Here is a 24181-nt window from a genome sequence, read left to right as displayed (position 1 = left end):
CGAGCATGAGTACGAAAGTCATCAGCCTGGTCTCCATCGGCGCCCACCCCAGCTCCGGCCGCACCCGCCGTGCCGAGCAGGATGCCCGTGCGGTGGAGCTGGGCCTGCAACTGGCTGGGGATAACCTGCAGGTGGTACATGCCGGCGATCCCCGGGAAGAGGCCCTGCGTGCCTACCTGGGCATGGGGCTGGATCACCTGGACGTGCTGGAGCAGCCAGCGGGCGCCGATGTGCTGGGCGTGCTCGGTGATTACCTGCGCGAGGCGGGCGCCCAGTTGGTACTGACCGGCAGCCAGGCGGAAACTGGCGAAGGGTCGGGCATGCTGCCGTTCCTCCTGGCCGAGAAGCTGGGTTGGCCACTGGTGGTCGGGCTGGCGGAGGTGGAATCCATCGACAACGGCACTGCGCAGGTATTGCAGGCGCTGCCCCGTGGCCAGCGGCGCCGGTTGAAGGTACGCCTGCCCTTGCTGGCGACTGTGGATAACGCCGCGCCCAAGCCGCGCCAGAGCGCCTTCGGCCCAGCCCGGCGCGGCGTGCTGGCGGCGCGCAATGTCGAGGTGGTGGAGGACGAGCTGCTGGCTGACGCCGAGCTGCAACCGGCCCGGCCACGGCCCAAGCGGCTCAAGGTGATCAAGGCCAAGAGCGGTGCCGACCGCATGAAGGCTGCCACGGCCAAGGCCAGTGGCGGGGGCGGCAAGGTGCTCAAGGACGTTTCTCCACAGGAGGGCGCCGAGGCCATCCTGAAGTTGCTGGTGGAGGAGGGGGTGTTGCGCTAGCCATCCATCCGAACGACCCGAAGCCCGCCCTGCAGGTTATGCAGGGCGGGCTTTTTTACACACCGAATCTGTTCGCCAACCTGTTGATAAAATGTTTGCGCTTCGCTGTAGGCCGCGTGGTTACTGGATTTCAGAGGTTTGGTCAAAATATGATCAGGCCTTGGCTGGGGCACTCCGTGTCGTTTTGATGTCGACCCGGGGAAGATTCCAGGATGTTGCCCACAATCGCTGTTGGTCGCTCTGTGGATAATCTGTTTGGTATACGCTGTAGCCAGCGAATTCATTGGTCTGTATGAAAGTGATCAATAAATGATCAATTGACCCTGGAATACCCTTCGGGTGGCCTGCGACAAGGCCTTTGGAGGATTATCCACAAGTCTCGGCGAAGGCTGCCTTATCTTGCTCACAAAGTCTGTTGGTCGGTCTGTGGACAAGATGTTCGGTAATCGCTGTAGGCCAAGTAATCAAAGGCTTACAGCGTTTTGGTCAAAAAGTGATCGATACTTGGCAGTGGCAAGCTGGAGGGTTTTTCACAAATACTGTGCGTCAGCTTGTGGATAAAATGTTGGCCCTTGCCTGCAGGCCTTGGCAGCTCTGGGCTGTATTGAACCTGATCAATAAATGATCGGCCTGGTGAGGCCATGATGCCCGAGGCAAAAAAAAGAGCAGCCTCCCGACTGCCCTCTTTCACTATCCGGCGCCTTACTGCGTCTTCACTTCCTTCAGGTACGGTGCCGGCTCCGCGCCGAGGTTGTTGAGCATCTGCTGGCTGTACCAGTCGATGAAGTTGACCACCCCGAACTCATAGGTCTTGGAGTACGGCCCCGGCTGGTAGGCGGTGGAATTGATGCCACGCTGGTTTTCCTCGGCCAGGCGACGGTCCTGGTCGTTGGTGGCGTCCCACACCTGGCGCATGCGCTCGGGGTCGTAGTCGACACCTTCGACCGCATCCTTGTGCACCAGCCACTTGGTGGTGACCATCGACTCCTGGGCACTGATCGGCCACACGGTGAAGACGATCATGTGGTCGCCCATGCAGTGGTTCCACGAGTGCGGCAGGTGCAGGATGCGCATCGAGCCCAGGTCCGGGTTCTTGATGCGGCCCATCAGCTTCTGGCAGGCCTGCTTGCCGTCCATGGTCATCGACACCGTGCCCTTGAGCAGCGGCATGCGCACGATGCGGTTGCGCAGGCCATGGCTCTTGTGCAGGTACGGGATCTTCTCGGCTTCCCAGGCAGCGGCGCAGGCGGCGACGTGGTCCTTGAACGCCTGGTCGGCGCGGGGGTCGTTGGTGTCGTCCCACTCCAGCAGGGTCTTGAGCAGCTCAGGGTGCGAGCCGTTGCAGTGGTAGCACTCGCGGTTGTTCTCCAGCACCAGCTTCCAGTTGGCTTTTTCCATCAAGGTGGTCTGCACCGCCACCTTGGCGTTCTCCATGTCGTACGGCTCCATGTAGTGCTCGAGGGTGGCGAGGAAGTCGTCGATGGGTGGCGGGTTCTCCGACAGGCTGATGAAGATGTAGCCGCCGGCAGTCTTCACGTTGACCGGCTTGAGGCCGTACTGGGACATGTCGAAGTCGACACCCATCTCGGTGCCGGCGAACAGCAGGCGGCCGTCGAGCTCGTAGGTCCACTGGTGGTACGGGCAGACCAGTTTGGCCACCTTGCCCTTGTCGCTGACGCACAGGCGCGAGCCCCGGTGGCGGCAGACGTTGTGGAAGGCATGCACTTTGCCCTCGGCGCCCCGCACCACGATGATCGGGTTCTTGCCGATCTGCAGGGTCAGGTAATTGCCCTTGGCGGGAATCTCGCAGGTCATGCCGGCGATCAGCCACTCCTTGTGGAAGATCTCCTGCATGTCGATCTGGAACAGACGCTCGTCGGTGTAGAAAGGCTGGGGGAGCGAGAAGGTGCGCTCGCGGGTCTGCAGCATCTCGGCGGTGGCCTTGCGTGCTGCTTCCAGTGGATCGCCCAGGCTCAGGGTTGCGGTGACGTCCATCGTTTGGTCCTCAGGGCCGAGTACGGCCGGCGAAAGGTGGCTAATCGTTGTTGTTGTGCCGCAAGGCTGTCGTGCAAGAACAGCAGGTTCATTTGCGGTGGAGTGTGCGTTCGAAGCGGTGGGCAACCATATCCATGGGCGACATGGCCGAATCGAATTCCGACGCGCCAGCCCTTGTATCGCGGGGCTGGTCGCGATAAGCACGCCGATGTCGCTGATGGGAATGTACTTCGTCACCGGCTTGCGCATTATCGGAGCCATGAAGGCCGGTAGTCGGCCGCTGGAGATGAACATGTCCGATACCTTCCTCAATCCGGTCACCACCCAGACCTGGGCCAATGGCCGCCACGTCGTGCGCTGCGTCAAGGTCATCCAGGAGACCTGGGACGTGCGCACCTTCTGCTTCATGGCCGACCAGCCGATCATGTTCTTCTTCAAGCCGGGGCAGTTCGTCACTCTGGAGCTGGAGATCGATGGCCGGCAGGTGATGCGCTCCTACACCATCTCCAGTGCGCCCTCGGTGCCCTACAGCTTCTCCATCACGGTCAAGCGCGTGCCGGGCGGCCAGGTCTCCAACTGGCTGCACGAAAACATGCACGAAGGTTTCGAACTGGCGGTGCACGGGCCGGTGGGCCTGTTCAACGCCATCGACTTCCCGGCGCCGAAGGTGCTGTACCTGTCCGGCGGTGTCGGCATCACCCCGGTGATGTCGATGGCCCGCTGGTTCTACGACACCAACGGCAACGTCGACATGGTCTTCGTACATAGCGCCCGTTCGCCGAAAGACATCATCTATCACCGCGAGCTGGAGCAGATGGCGTCGCGGATCCCCAATTTCAGCCTGCACATCATCTGCGAGAAGCACGGCCTGGGCGAGCCTTGGGCGGGCTACCGTGGCTACCTCAACCAGCGGCTGATGGAACTGATCGCCCCGGACTACCTGGAGCGCGAGATCTTCTGCTGTGGCCCGACGCCCTACATGAATGCCGTCAAGCGCATGCTCGAGGGCGTGGGCTTCGACATGCGCAACTACCACGAGGAGTCGTTCGGCGCGACCCCGCCAGAAGCCAAGGCCGACGCGGTGGAGCATGCCGAGCAGGCCGCCGAGGCGGCCGAGGAGATGGATGTCGCCGACCTCAACCTGGTGGAGTTCATCGGCAGCGAGAAGAGCATCCGCGTCGCGCCGGGCGAGACGGTGCATGCGGCGGCGGCGAAGGTCGGGTTGATGATTCCCAAGGCATGCGGCATGGGCATCTGCGGTACCTGCAAGGTGCTCAAGCTCGGCGGCGAGGTGGAGATGGAGCACAACGGCGGCATCACCGAGGAGGACGAAGCCGAAGGCTACATCCTGTCGTGCTGCAGTGTGCCTAAGGGGGATGTGCGGATCGACTATTGAGCGGCAAGCTACAAGCTGCAAGAGAAAAGCAGGCCGGTGCAGGGCCTAATGCTGTTCACTTAAGTCTGATGTGGCATCGATTGGGGCTGCCTTGCAGCCCTTCGCGGGCAAGTCCGCTCCCACAAGTACGCTGCAAACCTCAAGGAATGCACGATCCTGTGGGAGCGGGCTTGCCCGCGAAGGGCCGCAAGGCGGCCCCAATTGCTTAAGTGAACGGCATTAGGCGCAGGGCCTGCTTTTTTCTTGCAGCTTGCCGCTGCTTTTCCTGACGGGCGGTTGACTCAGGTCGGAACAAGGCGGGGCAGGACCTGTCAATCTGCCCAGGCTAAAGCCTTTCATTTCCGATATTTAATGGCGGGGGTGCGCAGTTTTCTTTATCGTGTGCGCCCTTTGCAACAACCTGAGACAAACCCCCATGTTGGAAGCCTCCCTGAATCAACTCGAGCAACTGGTCAACGACCTGGTGCACAAGAACGCCCAACTGGCCGAGCAGAACGCCGCGCTCAGCCAGGAACTGGCCCAGGCCAAGGAAGAGAACGACAGCCTGCAGCTGTCGCTGATGGAGCAGGAAGAGAAGCACGGCGCCACCGCCGCGCGTATCCAGGCCCTGGTGGAGCGCGCCAGCGCAGGTGTCGTCAACGCATGAGACTGCAAGCGCAGCCGATCAATGTCGTGTCGATCCTCGGCAACGACTATTCGATCAAGGCGCCAGAAGGCCAGGAAGAGACCCTGGCGCAAGCCGTGCGGATGCTCAACGTTTCGCTGGCCGAAACCAAGCGTCAATACCCCACCCTGATCGGTGACAAGCTGCTGGTGCTGGCAGCCCTGAACCTGTGCTCCCGGCAGATCGAACTGCAGCGCGAGCACCAGCAGACCCTCGAACGCACCCAGGCGCAGATCGACGCCACGGTCGATGCCATCGCCCGAACCATCGGCGACCAATAAGCCTTTTGGGGCTGCTTTGCAGCCCATCGCCGGCAAGCCGGCTCCCAGACCGCGCCGCTCTTGAGATCGGCGCCGATACCCCTGTGGGAGCGGCCTTGCGTGGCGAAAGGGGCGCGCAGCGCCCCCAATAGGTTTCAATGCATTGTCCAGGATCACTGGAATAATTGAATACGTAAGTGTATACACTTTTCCCCAGGCGTATTGCGCCACGCTTATTTTCCTGGGGAGGAAGGGCATGCGGATCTGGCGGCGGAGTATCCAGTGGCAGTTGATTGCGAGCATGGGCGCGGCCTTGCTGGCGAGCATCCTGGTGGTAGTGGCGGTGTATACCGCGGCGGTGAATCGCCTGACCGAGCGTTACCTGGTCGATACGGCCCTGCCGGCCAGCATCGAGGCGATTCGCAACGACATCGAGCGCATGCTCGGCCAGCCACTGGTGGCGGCGGCGGACATCGCCGGCAACACCTTGCTGCGCGACTGGCTGGCCGCTGGCGAGAACCCGGCCGAGCTACCCCGCTTCATCGAGTACCTCGAGGCCGCCAGGCAGCGTAACCAGGCTTTCACCGCGCTGTTCGCCGCCACCGGCACTGGTCACTACTACAGCGAGAAGGGCCTGGACCGTACCCTGAGCCGCGACAACCCCAAGGACAGCTGGTTCTACGGCTACATCGACAGTGGCGCCGAGCGGCTGATCAACATCGATGTCGATGGCGCCACGGGTGAAGTGGCGCTGTTCATCGACTACCGCGTGGAAAAGGACGGCCAACTGGTCGGTGTGGCCGGCATGGGGCTGCGCCTGACCGAGCTGTCGCAACTGATCCGCGACTTCAGTTTCGGCGAACACGGCCGGGTGCTCCTGGTGCGCAACGATGGCCTGATCCAGGTCCATCCCCAGCATGAATTCAGCGGCAAGCGCCAGTTGCGCGAACAGCTTGGCGCGGAAGCGGCCAAGGCCGTCCTTGCGGGCGGCGAGGGCCTGCGCAGCGCCCGGTTCAGCCGCGATGGCGAAGACTACCTGGCCCTGGCCCTGCCCCTGCGCGACCTGAACTGGACCTTGGTGGCCGAGGTGCCGGAGGCGCAGATCTACGCCCAGATGCGCGAAGCGGTGTGGTTGACCAGCCTGATCGGCGGGGCCGTGGCCCTGGTCTCGCTGCTGCTGGTGGTGCTGCTGGCGCGCGGGTTGGTGCGGCCGATCCGCCAAGTGACGGCGGCACTGGTGCAGATCGGTAGCGGGGCGGGTGACCTCAGCCACCGCCTGGACGATTCGCGCCAGGATGAACTGGGCGACCTGGCCCGTGGTTTCAACCGTTTCCTCGACAGCCAGCGGGCCTTGATCGGCGAGGTGCTGCGCACCACCGAACGCTTGCACCGCTCGGTGGAGCAGGTGACCTTGGTGGTGGACAACACCGCCGAGCGCTCCGGTCGCCAGCAGGCAATGACCGAGATGGTCGCCACCGCCGTGCACGAGATGGGCCTGACCGTGCAGGACATCGCGCAGAACGCCGGCAATGCCGCCCAGGCCTCGCAGGCGGCGCGCGACGAGGCGTTGCAGGCCCGTGAGGTGGTGAGCCGCTCGATCGACAACATCGAGGGTATGTCCGGGGAGATCGGCCGGGCAGCAGCGGCGGTTGGCCAGTTGGCCGACGAAGTCGCCTCGATCGATGAGGTCTTGGCGGTGATCCGCAGTATTTCAGAGCAAACCAACCTGCTGGCGCTCAACGCTGCCATCGAGGCGGCGCGGGCCGGGGAGATGGGGCGCGGGTTCGCGGTGGTGGCCGATGAGGTGCGCACGCTGGCGCGGCGTACCCAGGTGTCTACCGATGAAGTGCAGCAGATGATCCAGCGCCTCAAGCAGGGCGCCGGCAGCGCGGTGGCCTCGATGCAGGCCGGGCAGCAGGCCACCGGCAGTGGCGTGGAGGCCAGCCAGCGTACCGGAGCCTCACTCGGGGCGATCACCGATCAGGTCGAGCACATCAGCGACATGAACGACCAGGTGGCCACGGCGACCGAGGAGCAGTCGGCGGTGACCGAGGAGATCAACCGTACCGTGCAGGGGATTTCCGACCTGGCGCGGGAGACGGCGGCCGAAGTGCAAGCGTGCCGGGAACAGTGCCAGGCGTTGCGCGGGCTGGCCGATGACCTGGCGCGGCAGATGGGTGGGTTCAGGCTCTGAGGCCCTGGGGCCGCTTTGCGGCCTTGTGTCGCGAAAGGAGGGCGAAGCCCTCCCGGCCATCGATCAGGCGCCGAAGACCGCGCGGATATCCGCCGCCAGCTCCCGCACCCGCGCCTCCTGGGTATCCCACGAGCACATGAACCGCGCCCCACCGCTGCCGATGAAGGTATAGAAGCGCCAGCCCTTGGCCCGCAGGGCCTCCAGCGCCGGCTCCGGCATTTGCAGGAACACCCCGTTGGCTTCCACCGGGAACATCAGCTCCACATCCGGCAGGTCACTCACCAGCGCGGCGAGCAACTGTGCGCAATGATTGGCATGCACGCCATGGCGCAACCAGGCGCCATCCTCCAGCAGCCCGACCCAGGGCGCGGAGAGGAAACGCATCTTCGACGCCAGTTGCCCCGCCTGCTTGCAGCGGTAGTCGAAATCGTCGGCCAGGGCACGGTTGAAGAACAGGATCGCCTCGCCCACCGCCATGCCGTTCTTGGTGCCGCCGAAGCACAGCACGTCGACGCCGGCCTTCCAGGTCAGCTCCGCCGGCGAGCAGCCCAGGAAGGCGCAGGCATTGGAGAAGCGCGCACCGTCCATGTGCAGGTTCAGGCCCAGCGCCTTGCAGGTGCTGCTGATCGCCTTGAGCTCGTCGGGGCGGTAGACCGTGCCCACCTCGGTGGCCTGGGTGATGGTCACCACGCGCGGCTTGGGGTAGTGGATGTCCTGGCGCTTGAGCGCCACCTCGCGAATCGAGTCCGGGGTCAGCTTGCCCTCGACGCTGCGCGCGGTGAGCAGCTTGGAGCCGTTGGAGAAGAACTCCGGCGCGCCGCATTCGTCGGTCTCGACGTGGGCCGTCTCGGAGCAGATCACGCTGTGGTAGCTCTGGCACAGGGAGGCCAGGGCCAGGGAGTTGGCTGCCGTGCCGTTGAAGGCGAAGAACACCTCGCAGTCGGTTTCGAACAGTTGGCGGAAATGGTCGGCGGCGCGCTCGGTCCATTGGTCGTCGCCATAGGCGCGCTCGTGGCCGCGGTTGGCCTTTTCCATCGCGGCCCAGGCTTCGGGGCAGATGCCGGAATAGTTGTCGCTGGCGAATTGTTGGCTGTTGTCTGTCATGACACCTGTCCTGTGAACGACGCAGACCAGCACTCTAAACCATCGCTTCGGAAGATGCCTATACAAGCTGGTCCCTGGTGGTGCCAGGCCTGCCCGCGAAGAAGATTGCACGGGGCGGGGCCATCGCACAGGCCGGTGGCGAATGTCGTAAACGCGCCATTGCAAGGCGTGCGCAGGCATCTGGGTCCCCCGTCCCGGTCATAACATCGCCGCAAAGGGTGAGAAGACCCTCATCAGACAAGAAACGATCGCTGCCAGGAGACAACAAGATGTTCAGCAAGCAAGACCAGATCCAGGGTTACGACGACGCACTGCTGGCGGCGATGAATGCCGAAGAACAGCGCCAGGAAGATCACATCGAGCTGATCGCCTCGGAGAACTACACCAGCAAGCGCGTGATGCAGGCCCAGGGCAGCGGCCTGACCAACAAATACGCCGAAGGCTACCCGGGCAAGCGCTACTACGGTGGCTGCGAGCACGTCGACAAGGTCGAGCAACTGGCCATCGACCGCGCCAAGCAACTGTTCGGTGCCGACTACGCCAACGTCCAGCCGCACTCCGGCTCCTCGGCCAACGCCGCGGTGTACCTGGCCCTGCTGCAGGCCGGCGACACCATCCTGGGCATGAGCCTGGCCCACGGCGGCCACCTGACCCACGGCGCCAAGGTGTCCTCCTCGGGCAAGCTGTACAACGCCGTGCAGTACGGTATCGATACCAACACCGGCCTGATCGACTACGACGAAGTCGAGCGCCTGGCCGTCGAGCACAAGCCGAAGATGATCGTCGCCGGCTTCTCCGCCTACTCCAAGACCCTCGACTTCCCGCGCTTCCGTGAAATCGCCGACAAGGTCGGGGCGCTGCTGTTCGTCGACATGGCCCACGTCGCCGGCCTGGTCGCCGCTGGCCTGTACCCCAACCCGATCCCGTTCGCCGACGTGGTCACCACCACCACCCACAAGACCCTGCGTGGCCCGCGAGGCGGCCTGATCCTGGCCAAGTCCAACGAAGAGATCGAGAAGAAGCTCAACGCTGCCGTGTTCCCGGGCGCCCAGGGCGGCCCGCTGATGCACGTCATCGCCGCCAAGGCCGTGTGCTTCAAGGAAGCCCTGGAGCCTGAATTCAAGGCCTACCAGCAGCAGGTCATCGACAACGCCCAGGCCATGGCCCAGGTCTTCGTCGAGCGCGGCTACGACGTGGTTTCCGGCGGCACCGACAACCACCTGTTCCTGGTCAGCCTGATCCGCCAGGGCCTGACCGGCAAGGACGCCGACGCCGCCCTCGGCCGCGCCCACATCACCGTCAACAAGAACGCCGTGCCCAACGACCCGCAGTCGCCGTTCGTCACCTCGGGCCTGCGCATCGGCACCCCGGCCGTCACCACCCGTGGCTTCAAGGTCGCCCAGTGCGTGGCCCTGGCCGGCTGGATCTGCGACGTGCTGGACAACCTGGGCGACGCCGACGTCGAAGCCGATGTCGCCAAGAACGTCGCGGCCCTGTGCGCCGACTTCCCGGTCTACCGCTGAGTGGAGTAACCAACCATGCAACGTTATTCAGGCTTCGGCCTCTTCAAGCACTCCCTCAGCCACCACGAGAACTGGCAACGCATGTGGCGCACGCCAACGCCTAAGAAGGTCTACGACGTGGTCATCGTCGGCGGTGGCGGCCATGGCCTGGCCACGGCCTACTACCTGGCCAAGGAGCACGGCATCACCAACGTGGCCGTGGTCGAGAAAGGCTGGCTGGGCGGCGGCAACACCGCCCGCAACACCACCATCGTGCGTTCCAACTACCTGTGGGACGAGTCGGCGCACCTGTACGAGCACGCCATGAAGCTGTGGGAGGGCCTGTCCCAGGACCTCAACTACAACGTGATGTTCTCCCAGCGTGGGGTCTACAACCTGTGCCACACCCTGCAGGACATGCGTGACTCCGAGCGCCGGGTCAGTGCCAACCGCCTCAACGGCGTGGACGGCGAACTGCTGAACACCGCCCAGGTGGCGGCAGAGATCCCGTACCTGGATTGCTCGAAGAACACCCGCTACCCGATCCTCGGCGCCACCGTGCAGCGCCGTGGCGGCGTGGCCCGCCACGACGCCGTGGCCTGGGGCTTCGCCCGTGCCGCCGACGCCCTGGGCGTGGACCTGATCCAGCAGACCGAGGTCATTGGTTTCCGTAAGGAAAACGGCGCGGTGATCGGCGTGGAAACCAACAAGGGCTTCATCGGCGCCAAGCGCGTCGGTGTGGTCACCGCCGGTAACTCCGGGCACATGGCGCGCCTGGCAGGCTTTCGCCTGCCGCTCGAATCGCACCCGCTGCAGGCGCTGGTGTCCGAGCCGATCAAGCCGATCATCGACAGCGTGATCATGTCCAACGCCGTCCACGGCTACATCAGCCAGTCGGACAAGGGCGACCTGGTCATCGGCGCCGGTATCGACGGCTGGGTCGGCTACGGCCAGCGCGGCTCCTACCCGATCATCGAGCACACCCTGCAGGCGATCGTCGAGATGTTCCCGAACCTCTCGCGCGTACGCATGAACCGGCAGTGGGGCGGCATCGTCGACACCACCCCGGACGCCTGCCCAATCATCTCCAAGACCCCGGTCAAGAACATGTTCTTCAACTGCGGTTGGGGCACGGGCGGCTTCAAGGCCACCCCGGGCTCGGGCAACGTCTTCGCCGCGAGCCTGGCCAAGGGCGAGATGCACCCGCTGGCCGCACCTTTCTCCATCGACCGTTTCTACAACGGCGCGCTGATCGACGAACACGGCGCTGCGGCCGTCGCCCACTAATCGGAGACAATCGTCATGTTGCAAATCTTCTGTCCCCACTGCGGCGAGCTGCGCTCCGAAGAAGAGTTCCACGCCTCTGGCCAGGCGCACATCGCCCGCCCGCTGGACCCGGCCGCCTGCTCCGACGAGGAGTGGGGCACCTACATGTTCTTCCGTGACAACCCGCGCGGCATCCACCACGAGCTGTGGGACCACGTCGCCGGTTGCCGCCAGTACTTCAACGTCACCCGTGACACCGTGACCTACGAGATCCTGGAAACCTACAAGATCGGCGAGCAGCCGCAGGTGACCGCCAGCGGCAAGCCGAGCAACGCACCGTCGACCGTCAAAGGCCAAGGGGAAAAAGTATGAGCCAGACCTATCGCCTCGCCAGCGGCGGTCGCATCGATCGCAGCAAGGTCCTGAACTTCACCTTCAACGGCAAGACCTACCAGGGCTATGCCGGTGACACCCTGGCCGCCGCATTGCTGGCCAACGGTGTCGACATCGTCGGCCGCAGCTTCAAGTACTCGCGTCCGCGCGGCATCATCGCCGCCGGTACCGAAGAGCCGAACGCCATCCTGCAGGTCGGCTCCAGCGAAGCCACCCAGATCCCCAACGTGCGTGCCACCCAACAGGCACTGTACGCAGGCCTGGTGGCCACCAGCACCAACGGCTGGCCGAACGTCAACAACGACGTCATGGGCATCATCGGCAAGGTCGGCGGCAGCATGATGCCGCCCGGGTTCTACTACAAGACCTTCATGTATCCCAAGTCGTTCTGGATGACCTACGAGAAGTACATCCGCAAGGCGGCAGGCCTGGGCCGTGCGCCGCTGCAGAACGATCCGGACAGCTACGACTACATGAACCAGCACTGCGACGTGCTGATCGTCGGTGCTGGCCCTGCCGGCCTGGCTGCCGCCCTGGCCGCGGCACGCAGCGGTGCCCGCGTGATCCTCGCCGACGAACAGGAAGAGTTCGGTGGCAGCCTGCTCGACAGCCGCGAGACCCTCGACGGCAAGCCTGCGGCCGAATGGGTGGCTGCGGTGGTCGCCGAGCTGGAAGGCCTGCCGGAAGTGACCCTGCTGCCGCGTGCCACGGTCAACGGTTACCACGACCACAACTTCCTGACCATCCACGAGCGCCTGACCGACCACCTCGGCGACCGCGCCCCGATCGGCCAGGTACGCCACCGCGTGCATCGCGTTCGCGCCAAGCGCGTGGTGCTGGCCGCCGGCGCCCACGAGCGTCCGCTGGTGTATGGCAACAACGACGTGCCGGGCAACATGCTGGCAGGCGCCGTTTCCACCTACGTGCGCCGCTATGGCGTGGCCCCGGGCCGCAAGCTGGTGCTGTCGACCAACAACGACCACGCCTACCGCGCCGCCCTGGACTGGCACGACGCCGGCCTGCAGGTGGTCGCCATCGCCGACGCCCGCCATAACCCACGTGGCTCGCTGGTCGAGGAAGCGCGTGCCAAGGGTATCCGCATCCTGACCTCCAGTGCGGTGATCGAGGCCCGTGGCAGCAAGCACGTGACTGGCGCCCGCGTGGCCGCCATCGACGTGCAGGCGCACAAGGTCACAAGCCCAGGCGAAGTGCTCGAGTGCGACCTGATCGCCACCTCCGGCGGCTACAGCCCTATTGTCCACCTGGCTTCGCACCTGGGCGGCCGCCCGGTGTGGCGTGAAGACATCCTCGGCTTCGTGCCGGGCGATGCACCGCAGAAACGTGTGTGTGTCGGCGGCGTCAATGGCGTCTACGCACTCGGCGACGTGATCGCCGATGGTTTCGAGGGTGGTGTCCAGGCGGCGACCGAGGCCGGCTTCAAGGCCACCGTCGGCACCCTGCCAAAAACCGTGGCGCGCAAGGAAGAGGCCACCGTGGCGCTGTTCCAGGTGCCCCACGACAAGGGCACCAACCGTGCGCCCAAGCAGTTCGTCGACCAGCAGAACGACGTCACCGCCGCCGGTATCGAGCTGGCCACCCGCGAAGGCTTCGAGTCGGTCGAGCACGTCAAGCGCTACACCGCGCTGGGCTTCGGTACCGACCAGGGCAAGCTGGGCAACATCAACGGCCTGGCCATCGCCGCCCGTTCGCTGGGCATCAGCATCCCGGAAATGGGTACCACCATGTTCCGCCCCAACTACACGCCGGTGACCTTCGGCGCGGTAGCGGGCCGGCACTGCGGCCACCTGTTCGAGCCTGTGCGCTTCACCGCCCTGCATGCCTGGCACGTGAAGAACGGCGCCGAGTTCGAGGACGTCGGCCAGTGGAAGCGCCCGTGGTACTTCCCCAAGCCGGGCGAGGACATCCACGCCGCCGTGGCCCGCGAGTGCAAGGCCGTGCGTGACAGTGTCGGCCTGCTCGACGCCTCGACCCTGGGCAAGATCGACATCCAGGGCCCGGATGCCCGCGAGTTCCTCAACCGCGTGTACACCAACGCCTGGACCAAGCTCGACGTGGGCAAGGCCCGCTACGGCCTGATGTGCAAGGAAGACGGCATGGTCTTCGACGACGGCGTGACCGCCTGCGTCGGCGACAACCACTTCATCATGACCACCACCACCGGCGGCGCGGCTCGCGTGCTGCAGTGGCTGGAGCTGTACCACCAGACCGAATGGCCGGAACTGAAGGTGTACTTCACCTCGGTCACCGACCACTGGGCGACCATGACCCTGTCCGGCCCCAACAGCCGCAAGCTGCTGGCCGAGCTGACCGACATCGACCTGGACAAGGAAGCCTTCCCGTTCATGAGCTGGAAGGAAGGCCTGGTCGGCGGCGTGCCGGCGCGGGTGTTCCGTATCTCGTTCACCGGTGAGCTGTCGTACGAGATCAACGTGCAAGCCAACTACGCCATGGGCGTGCTGGAGCAGATCGTCGAGGCGGGCAAACAGTACAACCTGACCCCGTACGGCACCGAGACCATGCACGTGCTGCGGGCCGAGAAGGGCTTCATCATCGTTGGCCAGGACACCGACGGCTCGATGACCCCGGACGACCTCAACATGAGCTGGTGCGTCGGGCGCAACAAGCCGTTCTCCTGGATCGGCCTGCGCGGCATGAACCGCGAGGACTGCGTGCGCGAGAACCGCAAGCAACTGGTGGGCCTCAAGCCGGTCGACCCGAACGTGTGGCTGCCCGAGGGTGCCCAGTTGGTGTTCGATCCGAAGCAGCCGATCCCGATGGACATGGTCGGCCACGTCACCTCCAGCTACAAGGCCAACTCCCTGGGCTATTCGTTCGCCATGGGCGTGGTCAAGGGCGGCCTCAAGCGCATGGGCGAGCGGGTGTACTCGCCGCAGGCAGACGGCAGCGTGATCGAGGCGGAGATCGTGTCTTCGGTGTTCTTCGATCCGAAGGGTGAGCGGCAGAACGTTTGACTCCGAGCCCTGTGGTGAGCCTGCTGGCCCCATCGCCGGCAAGCCGGCTCCCACAGGATCGATGCAGGCCGAGGGGCGATGCTGTACCTGTGGGCGCTGGCGTGCCAGCGATAGGGCCAGAACATCCACCTCAGAGGCTCATCGTTTCGACGAACAAGAATTCAAGGCAGGTAAGAAATGAGCGCTATCAACGTCTTCCAGCAAAACCCCGGCGCCGATGCTCGGGCCGAGTCGCCACTGCACCACGCCGACCTGGCCAGCCTGGTCGGCAAGGGCCGCAAGAACGCAGGCGTGACCCTGCGCGAGAAGAAATTCCTCGGCCACCTGACCATTCGTGGCGATGGCCACGACCCGGCCTTCGCCAGCGGTGTGCACAAGGCCCTGGGCCTGGAGCTGCCGGTGGCCCTGACCGTGGTCGCCAACGAGCAGATGTCGTTGCAGTGGATGGGCCCGGACGAGTGGCTGCTGATCGTTCCCGGCGGACAGGAGTTCGCCGTCGAGCAGAAACTGCGCGCGGCCCTCGAGGGCCAGCATGTCCAGGTGGTCAACGTCAGCGGCGGGCAGACCCTGCTCGAGCTGCGCGGTCCCAATGTGCGCGAGGTGCTGATGAAGTCCACCAGCTATGATGTGCACCCGAACAACTTCCCGGTCGGCAAGGCCGTCGGCACCGTGTTCGCCAAGTCGCAACTGGTGATCCGCCGCACAGCCGAAGACACCTGGGAGCTGGTGATCCGCCGCAGCTTCGCCGACTACTGGTGGCTGTGGCTGCAGGACGCTTCGGCCGAGTACGGCCTGGCGATCGAGGCATAAGGAGAATACGCATGAGTCGGGCACCGGACACCTGGATCCTCACCGCCGACTGCCCGAGCATGCTCGGCACCGTCGACGTGGTCACCCGCTACCTCTTCGAGCAGCGTTGCTACGTCACGGAGCATCACTCCTTCGACGACCGGCTGTCGGGGCGGTTCTTCATCCGCGTCGAGTTCCGCCAGCCGGACGACTTCGACGAGGCCGGTTTCCGTGCAGGCCTTGCCGAGCGCAGCGATGCGTTCGGCATGACGTTCGAGCTGACCGCGCCGAATCACCGCCCCAAGGTGGTGATCATGGTGTCCAAGGCTGACCATTGCCTGAACGACCTGCTGTACCGCCAGCGCATCGGCCAGCTGGCCATGGACGTGGTCGCGGTGATCTCCAACCACCCTGACCTCGAGCCCCTGGCCCACTGGCACAAGATTCCCTATTACCACTTCGCCCTCGACCCCAAGGACAAGCCCGCCCAGGAGCGCAAGGTGCTCCAGGTGATCGAGGAGACCGGCGCCGAGCTGGTGATCCTCGCCCGCTACATGCAGGTGCTTTCGCCCGAGCTGTGCCGGCGCCTGGATGGCTGGGCGATCAACATCCACCACTCCCTGCTGCCGGGCTTCAAGGGTGCCAAGCCCTACCACCAGGCTTACAACAAGGGTGTGAAGATGGTCGGCGCCACCGCCCACTACATCAACAACGACCTCGACGAAGGGCCGATCATCGCCCAGGGCGTCGAGACCGTGGACCACAGCCACTATCCCGAGGATTTGATCGCCAAGGGGCGGGACATCGAATGCCTGACCCTGGCGCGGGCGGTGGGCTATCACATCGAGCGGCGGGTGTTCCTGAACGCCAATCGGACCGTGGTGCTGTAGTGGGAGGTGGGGTCAATTACCAGCTTCGCCATATCCTCGGCTACGCGCCGGCGTGTTACTGACGGATATTGTCCCGGGACTGATTTGGCGGGGGCGTGATCTTACGCTCCGCCAGATTGAACGTGTTCAGATAAGCGCGCACAGGATCGGGTGCTGTTTCGATTCTCGCGGCTATCTGGCTTTCCAACCGCTGACGTGCTTCCAGCGGCCGGATGCCAGGCGTGGTCCCTTCGGTGAGGGGGGCCAGCCCCTCGAATTCTTTCGAATTCATGAACCGACCAAGATTGCGCATGGACCTTTGAGCAATGAGCGGTTCCAGCTCTGGTATGGCGACCGCCAAGCGTTGAATGTCATTCCCGGGGAGGCGGTCCATTACATTGAAGAATAAGTTTTCTTCATGTGAGGCTAGCTGTTGAGGAATGTTTATTTTTCTTTGTTGGCTGCTAGGTCTTGGCGATGGCCTGGGTGGCGTCCGGTGTCCGCGATTCCGAATGGGGACGCCCACGTGCCCAGTTGGATCATTCCTGTTCACGGGGTCGCCATTGCAGTAGCTATATGAATTTACACCCCCTTTGCCGAAAGGGCTGTATGTATCGGCGGAGAGGAAACGCATCAATCTTGGGCTGTAGGCCCGATGTCCATTGCCCAGTAAATACGTTTCTGACCAACGGTCCAACCACTCGCCATTGAAAGCAGCCAATCTTGGTTCGGCTCTAGAAAATACACAGTGTCCGTGGGGTGCATAGACCATCGTCGTTGTGGTGTGTGGCCCTAGGTATTGCAACACGGAAGTACTGGCATCTATTGCCAGCAGCGCTGTCTCTTGCGTCACGTTAGGGTGTCGAAGCGCTAATGGAAAATCGGGCGTTCTGAAAAATGAGTATTGATGCACCTGGCTGAGGATGAGTGCAAGCGAGTTCCTCTGATAAAAAATAAGTTTGGTTACTTCAGCGCTCATTCCTCCGGCCTCCGGCAAAGCACGATGTACGTTAGCACCAGTATTCGATCTGGCACCTTGCCCGACAACTGGTAGAAATGATGGGTATGTCCACTGATGAGCCGCTTGTCATCGTCCCATGGGCCCAACTCCCCTGTCGAAATCGCCAAAAAGACCGGTGAGAACGCCAAGCGCCTGTGGCTTTCCAAAACCTGGCCCGAGGGAGGCTTGCCCTGCAATCCGGCGCGTCCGCATCGTCGATCAAGCGCTGCGGGGGTTCAGTCTCGGTCGATGAGCAGAGGAACTCCACACGCTTGCGGTGCGCAGATGACGGCGTCTCCGTGAATGCCAGGCTCTGCATGCGTCAGCCTCAACGAGCTGTGACCAAGCTTAGAGGCGCCTCCATGACATGCTGCGATGCGCTGCCGTAAACAGGCAAACCCCTGTCGCTTCCAGTCACCGCGATACTCCCTATCAGGCCCACAATTCCTCCATTCCAGTAACACATGCCGCCCAAGGATGGCGGCGCTTTCCACCACCGCTGCATAAATACAAATCAAGCGAGGTAAGAGCATGTCTGGTAATCGTGGAGTGGTGTATCTCGGCGCCGGCAAGGTCGAGGTGCAGAAGATCGACTACCCCAAAATGCAGGACCCACGCGGCAAGAAGATCGAGCACGGCGTGATCCTCAAGGTGGTCTCCACCAATATCTGCGGCTCCGACCAGCACATGGTCCGTGGCCGCACCACCGCCCAGGTCGGCCTGGTCCTCGGCCACGAGATCACTGGTGAGGTGATCGAGAAGGGCCGTGACGTGGAACACTTGCAGATCGGCGACCTGGTCTCCGTGCCGTTCAACGTGGCCTGCGGCCGTTGCCGCTCCTGCAAGGAAATGCACACCGGCGTTTGCCTGACTGTCAACCCGGCCCGCGCTGGCGGCGCCTACGGCTATGTCGACATGGGCGACTGGACCGGTGGCCAGGCCGAGTACGTGCTGGTGCCGTACGCCGACTTCAACCTGCTGAAGCTGCCAAACCGCGACAAGGCCATGGAGAAGATCCGTGACCTGACCTGCCTCTCCGACATCCTGCCCACTGGCTACCACGGCGCCGTCACGGCGGGCGTTGGCCCGGGCAGCACCGTGTACGTCGCCGGTGCCGGCCCGGTCGGCCTGGCGGCCGCTGCCTCGGCTCGCCTGCTGGGCGCGGCCTGCGTCATCGTTGGCGACCTGAACCCGGCCCGCCTGGCCCATGCCAAGGCCCAGGGGTTCGAGGTGGTCGACCTGTCCAAGGACACCCCGCTGCACGAGCAGATCGCCGACCTGCTGGGCGAGCCGGAAGTGGACTGCGCGGTCGATGCCGTGGGCTTCGAAGCTCGTGGCCATGGCCATGAAGGTGCCAAGCACGAGGCGCCGGCTACCGTGCTCAACTCGCTGATGCAGGTGACCCGCGTGGCCGGCAAGATCGGTATTCCGGGGCTGTACGTCACCGAAGACCCGGGCGCGGTGGATGCGGCGGCCAAGATCGGCTCGCTGAGCATTCGCTTTGGTCTGGGTTGGGCGAAGTCGCATAGCTTCCACACTGGGCAAACCCCGGTGATGAAGTACAACCGCCAGCTGATGCAGGCGATCATGTGGGATCGCATCAATATCGCCGAGGTGGTCGGGGTGCAGGTGATCAGCCTGGATCAGGCACCGGAAGGGTATGGCGAGTTCGATGCGGGTGTGCCGAAGAAGTTTGTGATCGATCCGCACAAGACGTTCAGCGCGGCTTGATCACAACAAGCATGAAGGAGCCCCGTTTCGGGGCTCTTTTGCATCCGAGCCATAGGAAGCATCTCGAATGCAAGGGATTATCGAGGCCGCGGTACGATCTGCCTTGAGAACGTCCGCTCTCTCAGGGTGGGTTTCAAACTCTCCGGATTAGCTTTTGCATTTTTTGCTGCAGGGTAAGGGTTTCTTCATTAGCGTTCATATAAAGAACTCCAGGATGGTGTCTAGCCATAAAATCGGTCATTTTTTTGTCGATCCGTTTACCGGCACGCTGCACCCCAAGGCGCTTGGCATTCAGCAGGTCGGTACGTGAAAGCGGGCGTATAGCGCTAAACATCGACTCATGCTCAGCATCAGGGGGGATGTTCGAAATCCAGCGAGCGATGTCCGGGTCGGACTGACCAGTCGCTAATCGTTCGGGGTTGTTTGTTGAGAAGCGGCTTCCTGTTCTAGAAGGCGAATGTTGAGGTAATGATGGGGGAGTCGTACTGGAGGTAGTGGTGTTTGATTCTAGGCTGGCGTTATAGCCGGAACTGCCGCCACCGAGGCTGTTTGAGCTTCTTGAGTGTATTAAGGTTTGTCTGTTTTCAGGGAAAGACGAGCGATTCGTGTTAGCTGTGGCCGGTCTTGGCGTTCTCATTCCAAGTCTGTTACCGATGCCTTTGAAAAACCTTATCAGTACACCTGAATGGCCACTCGGGTCGCTCCGATTAATCGGGTCCCCCTGACAATAAGCATACGTATTCAGGTCGCCCTGGCCAAAAGGGCTCCAACTGTCAGGGCTATAAAATCGCATCAAAATGGGGCTGAACGCTCGATACCCTGAACCTAGAAAATAATTTTGCGTTTGAAGCTCCAGGCTCTCGCCGTTGAAGCCAATCAGCGTTCGAAGCGACGGTAGAGACGAGGCGTAACCATAGGCGGAATAGGCATGGGTTTCGTTAGTGTCGGCGTTTTCCACCTGAAGCACGGAGCCCTTATCGTCAGTTATCAGAAGGCCTGTGTTTGTGAGGGTGTCTGTGTGCTGCTCCGCAAGTGGTACGGAGCCACGCAATATGGTGCGGCTTGTTGCACCTTGCTTCACGCTCATTAGCTCGCCTCCCCGATAGAAATACAGGGAGCTACTAGTGTTGTTTTCGGCCACTGGTCAATCCCTCCATGTGGATGAGTCGTTTGATAATCGGTAGGCACATGTCGAGACCTCAGTTTCTGGGTTCTAGGCTAGCCGTCACAACTGACAAAATTGCTAGGTTTGCTTGGTGAGTACTCTGATTTCTGGTGTCAGATTGCGAAAGTTCTGATGCGTAGCTGCTGGTCATTCTCTTTCCTGGGAAATACCCTACGCATCCTGTCGATGCTCATCTGATTGCCCCGGGTAATCCTGCCCTCTACGCTCGCCGGGTCGCTGAAAGGTTCAGCGATCGGGGTGTGGAAACCCTGGTAATCATCGATCGACATGCCGTTATGGCAGTTGTGCGCGGGAGGCCGTTTGGCCTGCCGGGTTGCTCGATGACCGGTTTTCCACCCCGCGTACAGCTGCCGCCTTTCGTGTGGAAACGATGGCGGTGGCGTTCACCCATCCATTCATCGAGTCCGACTATGAAAAAACTCGTCCCCGACCCACCCCACACCTTCGATCTGCCCAAGGGCACATCCCTCTCCCACGCCATCAACGACGGTATCGTTCCGATGGAGTTCGTGCTGATGAACGTCAGCCACTACTTGATGTTCGCCTACAGCGACAGCCGTCGTGCCCTTGAGCGCATCGAGGATGAAGAAACCCGGCAGTTATTGGCGCACGGCTTGCGGGCCATGCAGATTGCCTGGGGGCAGGCGGAGGCGCTGGCATTGGCGGTCGAGGGGCGCAGCAGTCCTCGATAGCTGGCCTGGAACAAAGCCCGATGTCGCCAGTCGAATGCCTCGTTTCCCGGCCATTCCGGCCGACGAGGTCCTTCCCGATGAAAGCATTCACCCTGGCAACCCTGATGACCCTGGCCGCAAGCCCGGCGTTCGCCTTCAACCTCAGCGATGCGGCCAATGCCGTGTCGGCGATGCAGAGCCAGCAGCAGGGCCAGGTGCAGGCGCCCGAGGCGTCGGCCAACCTGCTCAATACCCTGGGCAGCGAACTGAAGATCACCCCCGAACAGGCGGTGGGCGGGGCGGGTGCCATGCTGGGCCTGGCGCGCAACAACCTGAGCGACGCCGACTACGGCCAACTGACCAAGGCCGTGCCCGGTCTGGACCTGCTCGCTGGCGCCAACGCCCTGGGTGGGCTGAACGGCCTGGGTGAGTTGCTGGGCAAGAACAGCGAGAGCCAACCGGCGCTGAGCAATGCCTTGGGCAATGTCGAGAACCGCAACGACCTGGACAATGCCTTCAAGGCGCTGGGCATGGATACCGGCATGATCGGCCAGTTCGCCCCGCTGATCCTCCAGTACCTGGGCCAGCAGGGCATCGCCGGGTCGTTGTTGCAGAACCTGGGCAGCCTGTGGGCGACCCCGGCACCGTTGGCTCAACCCTCGGTCTGAAGGCCCCACACGCGCACCCTGTAAGCGCGTGTGCGGCGTTGGATCACGCGCTTTCCGAGAAGTCCACCAAGCGTACTGGGCGGCGGAAGCCGGCGGTCAGTACGGCCAGGTAAGCCAACCCCAGGGCGAACCAGCACAGGCCGATCACCAGGGTCAGCGCCGACAGGCTGGTCCACAGCCACAAGGTCAGGCTCAGGCCGACCAGCGGTACCAGGCCATAGCGCAGCAGGCCCTTGAGGTTGCGCTGGCTGGCATCGTGCATCAGGTGGGTTTTCACCACCGCCAGGTTCACCGCCGAGAACGCCACCAGCGCGCCGAAGCTGATCAGCGAGGCCAGGGTGGCCAGGTCGATCACCAGCGCCAGCAGGGAGAACGCCGACACCAGCAGGATGGCGAACACCGGCGTACCGAAGCGTGGCGACAGATAGCCGAAGCTGCGCTTGGGCAGCACCTTGTCGCGGCCCATGGTGAACAGGATGCGCGACACCGCCGCTTGAGAGGCCAGTGCCGAGCCCAGGCTGCCAGCGACGAACGCGGCGGTGAAGAAGTTGGCCAGGAACTGCCCGCCTGCCTTGAACATCACCTCGTTGGCCGCCGCATCGGTATTGGCGAAGGTGCTGCCTGGCAGCACCAGCTGGCTGATGTAGGCCAGCACGGTGAACAGCAAGCCGGCAAACAGGGTGGTGAGGATGATCGCCCGCGGTACATCGCGGCGGGCGTCGCGGCACTCTTCGGCCAGGGTCGAGACCGCGTCGAAGCCCAGGAACGACAGGCACAGCACCGCTGCACCGGCCATCAGGGAACCGAAGCCCGGTGCGCTGCCATCGCCCACCAGCGGCGCGAGGAAGTCGACGGGCTGGCCGCTGCCCAGCGTCTGCCAGGACAGCGCCACGAACACCCCGATGAACACGATCTGCGCGCCGACGATCAGGTTGCTGGCCTTGGCCACCGAGTGGATGCCGATCACGTTGAGCACCGTCACCAGGGCGATCGAGGCCAGGACGATCGTCCATGCTGGGATGGCCGGGAAGGCGATGTTGAGGAACAGGCCGATGAGCAGGTAGTTGATCATCGGGATGAACAGGTAGTCGAGCAGCAACGACCAGCCTGCGAGAAAGCCGACATTGGGGCCGAAGGCGAGGTTGGTGTAGGAGTACGCCGAGCCCGCGACGGGGAAGCGCTTGACCATGAAGCTGTAGGACGTGGCGGTGAACAGCATCGCCAGCAGGGTGACGAGGTAGGCGCCGGCCGTGCGGCCGCCGGTGATCTCGGTGACGATGCCGTAGGTGGTGAAGATGGTCAGCGGGACCATGTACACCAGGCCGAAGAACACCAGGGCGGGCAGGCCCAGGACACGGCGGAGTTGGGCGGGTGCTGCCTCGGCAGCATTGCAAGGTTGATTTGCCATCGATCGATCCGGGCGTTTTGTAGTTGTTGATCGATTTTTATCCAGGTTGGAGGGTGATGACAAACAAAGATTTGTTTATCTCAATTATTAATGTGGATTTTAATCGGGCATCCGTGATGTTTTTTTGCGGGCCCATTCGCGCCGAACCGCCGCGAATGGGCCGTGCCAGGCAACGAAGACCTCAGCCCATCTGCGCCCGCAATGCCTCGATCCGCTGGTCCTTGTCCAGCCACAGCTGGTTCACCCAGTCCTGCACGGTCTGGCGAAACGCCGGGTCGTTCTCATAGTCGCCATTGCACAGCGCCGGATCCAGCTCGCGCACGCGGATGTCGATGATTACCCGGCTGATGTTGCCGCAGAGCAGGTCCCAGAACCCGGGGGCCTTGTCGCCGGGGTAGACGATGGTGACGTCCAGCAGGGCATCGAGCTGTTCGCCCAGCGCCGCCAGCACGAAGGCCACGCCGCCGGCCTTGGGCTTGAGCAGGTGGCGGTAGGGCGATTGCTGTGCTTCGCGCTTGGCTTCGGTGAAGCGGGTGCCTTCCAGGTAGTTGACCACGGTCACCGGCTGGCGCTTGAACAGCTCGCAGGCAGCCTTGGTGATCTCCAGGTCCTTGCCCTTGAGCTCCGGGTGCTTGTCCAGGAAGGCCTTGCTGTAGCGCTTCATGAACGGGTAGTCCAGCGCCCACCAGGCCAGGCCCAGCAGCGGCACCCAGATCAGTTCCTTCTTGAGGAAGAACTTGAAGAACGGCACCCGGCGGTTGAGGCTCTCGATCAAGGCGGGGATGTCGACCCAGCTCTGGTGGTTGCTCACGCACAGGTAGGAGGTGTCCTGGCGCAGTGTCTCGATGCCACGGATATCCCATTGGGTGGGGATGCACAGGGCGAAGATCGCCTTGTCGATTTCCGACCAGGTTTCGGCGATCCACATCACTGCCCAGGAGGCGTAGTCGCGGCCACGGCCCGGCAGTACCAGTTTGAGCAGGGCGAAGACCATCAGCGGGCCGATCAGCACCAGGGTGTTGAGCAGCAGCAGCAGGGTCGTGAGGATGCCGGTCAGCAGGCGACGCATAAGGGAACTCTTGTTGTGGGAATTAAGCGGGTGGCAATGATAAGCACGGCTTGGTCCTACGCCAAATTCGTTATGTAGCGGCAAGCTTCAAGCTGCAAGAAAAAGCGGGGCGGTGGGGGCTAATGCTGTTCACTTAAGCAATTGGGGCCGCTTTGCGGCCCTTCGCGGGCAAGCCCGCTCCCACAAGTACGCTGCAAGCCTCAAGGAATGCACGATCCTGTGGGAGCGGGCTTGCCCGCGAAGGGCT

At 63.2% G+C, this 24181-nt stretch carries 20 protein-coding genes; 14 read left to right on the top strand and 6 right to left on the bottom strand.

The annotated features are described in order from the left end of the window. Window positions 1-5: 5 nt before the first annotated feature. A complete protein-coding gene (locus tag WCE05_RS21350; protein ID WP_225786532.1) occupies window positions 6-776 on the top strand; it encodes an electron transfer flavoprotein subunit beta in 771 nt (256 codons plus the stop codon). Between the two features lie 702 nt (window positions 777-1478). Here the strand turns inward: WCE05_RS21350 and gbcA are convergent. Next, entirely contained in the window at window positions 1479-2771 is a 1293-nt protein-coding gene (gene gbcA / locus WCE05_RS21345; RefSeq protein ID WP_368816518.1) for a glycine-betaine demethylase subunit GbcA, read from the bottom strand. Between the two features lie 292 nt (window positions 2772-3063). Here gbcA and gbcB point away from each other — a divergent pair, with 292 nt between their 5' ends. The 4 genes from gbcB (at window position 3064) to WCE05_RS21325 (ending at window position 7285) form a co-directional block, all read left to right on the top strand. Beyond that, window positions 3064-4167, top strand: coding sequence for a glycine-betaine demethylase subunit GbcB (gene gbcB, locus WCE05_RS21340; protein ID WP_225786530.1), 1104 nt, complete (start codon window positions 3064-3066; stop codon window positions 4165-4167). Between the two features lie 415 nt (window positions 4168-4582). Further along, window positions 4583-4813: a hypothetical protein gene (locus WCE05_RS21335; RefSeq protein ID WP_225786529.1), complete on the top strand. Its 231-nt coding sequence runs from the start codon at window positions 4583-4585 to the stop codon at window positions 4811-4813. Continuing rightward, window positions 4810-5112, top strand: coding sequence for a cell division protein ZapA (locus WCE05_RS21330; protein ID WP_225786528.1), 303 nt, complete (start codon window positions 4810-4812; stop codon window positions 5110-5112). Before WCE05_RS21335 ends, WCE05_RS21330 begins: the two co-directional genes overlap by 4 nt. A gap of 235 nt (window positions 5113-5347) precedes the next feature. Beyond that, window positions 5348-7285, top strand: a complete 1938-nt coding sequence (locus WCE05_RS21325; protein ID WP_225786527.1) for a methyl-accepting chemotaxis protein — start codon at window positions 5348-5350, stop codon at window positions 7283-7285. A 63-nt stretch (window positions 7286-7348) separates the two neighbouring features. Here the strand turns inward: WCE05_RS21325 and WCE05_RS21320 are convergent, their stop codons facing one another. Beyond that, complete coding sequence (locus WCE05_RS21320) at window positions 7349-8389, bottom strand: low specificity L-threonine aldolase (protein ID WP_253081697.1); 1041 nt, start codon at window positions 8387-8389, stop codon at window positions 7349-7351. A 269-nt stretch (window positions 8390-8658) separates the two neighbouring features. On the opposite strand from WCE05_RS21320, the gene WCE05_RS21315 reads away from it, so the two are divergent. The 6 genes from WCE05_RS21315 (at window position 8659) to purU (ending at window position 16222) form a co-directional block, all read left to right on the top strand. Next, the gene (locus WCE05_RS21315) at window positions 8659-9912 is read left to right on the top strand and encodes a serine hydroxymethyltransferase (RefSeq protein WP_225786524.1); all 1254 of its coding nucleotides are present in this window, start codon (window positions 8659-8661) and stop codon (window positions 9910-9912) included. Between the two features lie 15 nt (window positions 9913-9927). Then, on the top strand, window positions 9928-11178 hold the full coding sequence (locus WCE05_RS21310; RefSeq protein WP_225786523.1) for a sarcosine oxidase subunit beta family protein: 1251 nt from the start codon (window positions 9928-9930) through the stop codon (window positions 11176-11178). 15 nt (window positions 11179-11193) lie between these two features. Beyond that, a complete protein-coding gene (locus tag WCE05_RS21305; RefSeq protein ID WP_225786522.1) occupies window positions 11194-11529 on the top strand; it encodes a sarcosine oxidase subunit delta in 336 nt (111 codons plus the stop codon). After that, window positions 11526-14543, top strand: a complete 3018-nt coding sequence (locus WCE05_RS21300; RefSeq protein ID WP_225786521.1) for a sarcosine oxidase subunit alpha — start codon at window positions 11526-11528, stop codon at window positions 14541-14543. Before WCE05_RS21305 ends, WCE05_RS21300 begins: the two co-directional genes overlap by 4 nt. A gap of 177 nt (window positions 14544-14720) precedes the next feature. After that, a complete protein-coding gene (locus tag WCE05_RS21295; RefSeq protein WP_225786520.1) occupies window positions 14721-15353 on the top strand; it encodes a sarcosine oxidase subunit gamma in 633 nt (210 codons plus the stop codon). An 11-nt stretch (window positions 15354-15364) separates the two neighbouring features. Further along, window positions 15365-16222 (top strand): formyltetrahydrofolate deformylase, encoded by an 858-nt coding sequence (gene purU, locus WCE05_RS21290; RefSeq protein ID WP_225786519.1) that lies wholly within the window; start codon window positions 15365-15367, stop codon window positions 16220-16222. Window positions 16223-16277: 55 nt separating this feature from the next. On the opposite strand, the gene WCE05_RS21285 is transcribed toward purU, so the two are convergent. Further along, window positions 16278-17180, bottom strand: a complete 903-nt coding sequence (locus tag WCE05_RS21285; protein ID WP_368816517.1) for an RHS repeat-associated core domain-containing protein — start codon at window positions 17178-17180, stop codon at window positions 16278-16280. Between the two features lie 552 nt (window positions 17181-17732). On the opposite strand from WCE05_RS21285, the gene fdhA reads away from it, so the two are divergent. Further along, a complete protein-coding gene (gene fdhA / locus WCE05_RS21280; protein WP_225786518.1) occupies window positions 17733-18932 on the top strand; it encodes a formaldehyde dehydrogenase, glutathione-independent in 1200 nt (399 codons plus the stop codon). Window positions 18933-19065: 133 nt separating this feature from the next. On the opposite strand, the gene WCE05_RS21275 is transcribed toward fdhA, so the two are convergent. Next, window positions 19066-20019: an RHS repeat-associated core domain-containing protein gene (locus tag WCE05_RS21275; RefSeq protein ID WP_368816516.1), complete on the bottom strand. Its 954-nt coding sequence runs from the start codon at window positions 20017-20019 to the stop codon at window positions 19066-19068. Window positions 20020-20528: 509 nt separating this feature from the next. Here WCE05_RS21275 and WCE05_RS21270 point away from each other — a divergent pair. Both WCE05_RS21270 and WCE05_RS21265 read left to right on the top strand, forming a co-directional pair. Then, a complete protein-coding gene (locus tag WCE05_RS21270; protein ID WP_225786516.1) occupies window positions 20529-20810 on the top strand; it encodes a hypothetical protein in 282 nt (93 codons plus the stop codon). Between the two features lie 77 nt (window positions 20811-20887). Beyond that, a complete protein-coding gene (locus WCE05_RS21265) occupies window positions 20888-21457 on the top strand; it encodes a DUF2780 domain-containing protein (protein ID WP_225786515.1) in 570 nt (189 codons plus the stop codon). A 43-nt stretch (window positions 21458-21500) separates the two neighbouring features. Here WCE05_RS21265 and WCE05_RS21260 read toward each other — a convergent pair whose 3' ends face one another. Continuing rightward, window positions 21501-22865: an APC family permease gene (locus tag WCE05_RS21260; RefSeq protein ID WP_253081694.1), complete on the bottom strand. Its 1365-nt coding sequence runs from the start codon at window positions 22863-22865 to the stop codon at window positions 21501-21503. Window positions 22866-23046: 181 nt separating this feature from the next. Next, window positions 23047-23934, bottom strand: coding sequence for an acyltransferase (locus tag WCE05_RS21255; protein WP_225786513.1), 888 nt, complete (start codon window positions 23932-23934; stop codon window positions 23047-23049). Window positions 23935-24181 lie beyond the last annotated feature (247 nt).

This window comes from Pseudomonas sp. I2 (assembly GCF_040984075.1).
Taxonomy (GTDB): Bacteria; Pseudomonadota; Gammaproteobacteria; order Pseudomonadales; family Pseudomonadaceae; genus Aquipseudomonas; species Aquipseudomonas guariconensis_B.
This window is presented reverse-complemented; position numbering and strand designations above follow the sequence as displayed.

Excerpts from the sequence above, each read along its gene's own strand:
- WCE05_RS21350 (WP_225786532.1), top strand. The coding sequence starts at position 6 with ATGAGTACGAAAGTCATCAGCCTGGTCTCCATCGGCGCCCACCCCAGC.
- gbcA (WP_368816518.1), bottom strand. The coding sequence starts at position 2,771 with ATGGACGTCACCGCAACCCTGAGCCTGGGCGATCCACTGGAAGCAGCA.
- gbcB (WP_225786530.1), top strand. The coding sequence starts at position 3,064 with ATGTCCGATACCTTCCTCAATCCGGTCACCACCCAGACCTGGGCCAAT.
- WCE05_RS21335 (WP_225786529.1), top strand. The coding sequence starts at position 4,583 with ATGTTGGAAGCCTCCCTGAATCAACTCGAGCAACTGGTCAACGACCTG.
- WCE05_RS21330 (WP_225786528.1), top strand. The coding sequence starts at position 4,810 with ATGAGACTGCAAGCGCAGCCGATCAATGTCGTGTCGATCCTCGGCAAC.
- WCE05_RS21325 (WP_225786527.1), top strand. The coding sequence starts at position 5,348 with ATGCGGATCTGGCGGCGGAGTATCCAGTGGCAGTTGATTGCGAGCATG.
- WCE05_RS21320 (WP_253081697.1), bottom strand. The coding sequence starts at position 8,389 with ATGACAGACAACAGCCAACAATTCGCCAGCGACAACTATTCCGGCATC.
- WCE05_RS21315 (WP_225786524.1), top strand. The coding sequence starts at position 8,659 with ATGTTCAGCAAGCAAGACCAGATCCAGGGTTACGACGACGCACTGCTG.
- WCE05_RS21310 (WP_225786523.1), top strand. The coding sequence starts at position 9,928 with ATGCAACGTTATTCAGGCTTCGGCCTCTTCAAGCACTCCCTCAGCCAC.
- WCE05_RS21305 (WP_225786522.1), top strand. The coding sequence starts at position 11,194 with ATGTTGCAAATCTTCTGTCCCCACTGCGGCGAGCTGCGCTCCGAAGAA.
- WCE05_RS21300 (WP_225786521.1), top strand. The coding sequence starts at position 11,526 with ATGAGCCAGACCTATCGCCTCGCCAGCGGCGGTCGCATCGATCGCAGC.
- WCE05_RS21295 (WP_225786520.1), top strand. The coding sequence starts at position 14,721 with ATGAGCGCTATCAACGTCTTCCAGCAAAACCCCGGCGCCGATGCTCGG.
- purU (WP_225786519.1), top strand. The coding sequence starts at position 15,365 with ATGAGTCGGGCACCGGACACCTGGATCCTCACCGCCGACTGCCCGAGC.
- WCE05_RS21285 (WP_368816517.1), bottom strand. The coding sequence starts at position 17,180 with ATGAGCGCTGAAGTAACCAAACTTATTTTTTATCAGAGGAACTCGCTT.
- fdhA (WP_225786518.1), top strand. The coding sequence starts at position 17,733 with ATGTCTGGTAATCGTGGAGTGGTGTATCTCGGCGCCGGCAAGGTCGAG.
- WCE05_RS21275 (WP_368816516.1), bottom strand. The coding sequence starts at position 20,019 with ATGAGCGTGAAGCAAGGTGCAACAAGCCGCACCATATTGCGTGGCTCC.
- WCE05_RS21270 (WP_225786516.1), top strand. The coding sequence starts at position 20,529 with ATGAAAAAACTCGTCCCCGACCCACCCCACACCTTCGATCTGCCCAAG.
- WCE05_RS21265 (WP_225786515.1), top strand. The coding sequence starts at position 20,888 with ATGAAAGCATTCACCCTGGCAACCCTGATGACCCTGGCCGCAAGCCCG.
- WCE05_RS21260 (WP_253081694.1), bottom strand. The coding sequence starts at position 22,865 with ATGGCAAATCAACCTTGCAATGCTGCCGAGGCAGCACCCGCCCAACTC.
- WCE05_RS21255 (WP_225786513.1), bottom strand. The coding sequence starts at position 23,934 with ATGCGTCGCCTGCTGACCGGCATCCTCACGACCCTGCTGCTGCTGCTC.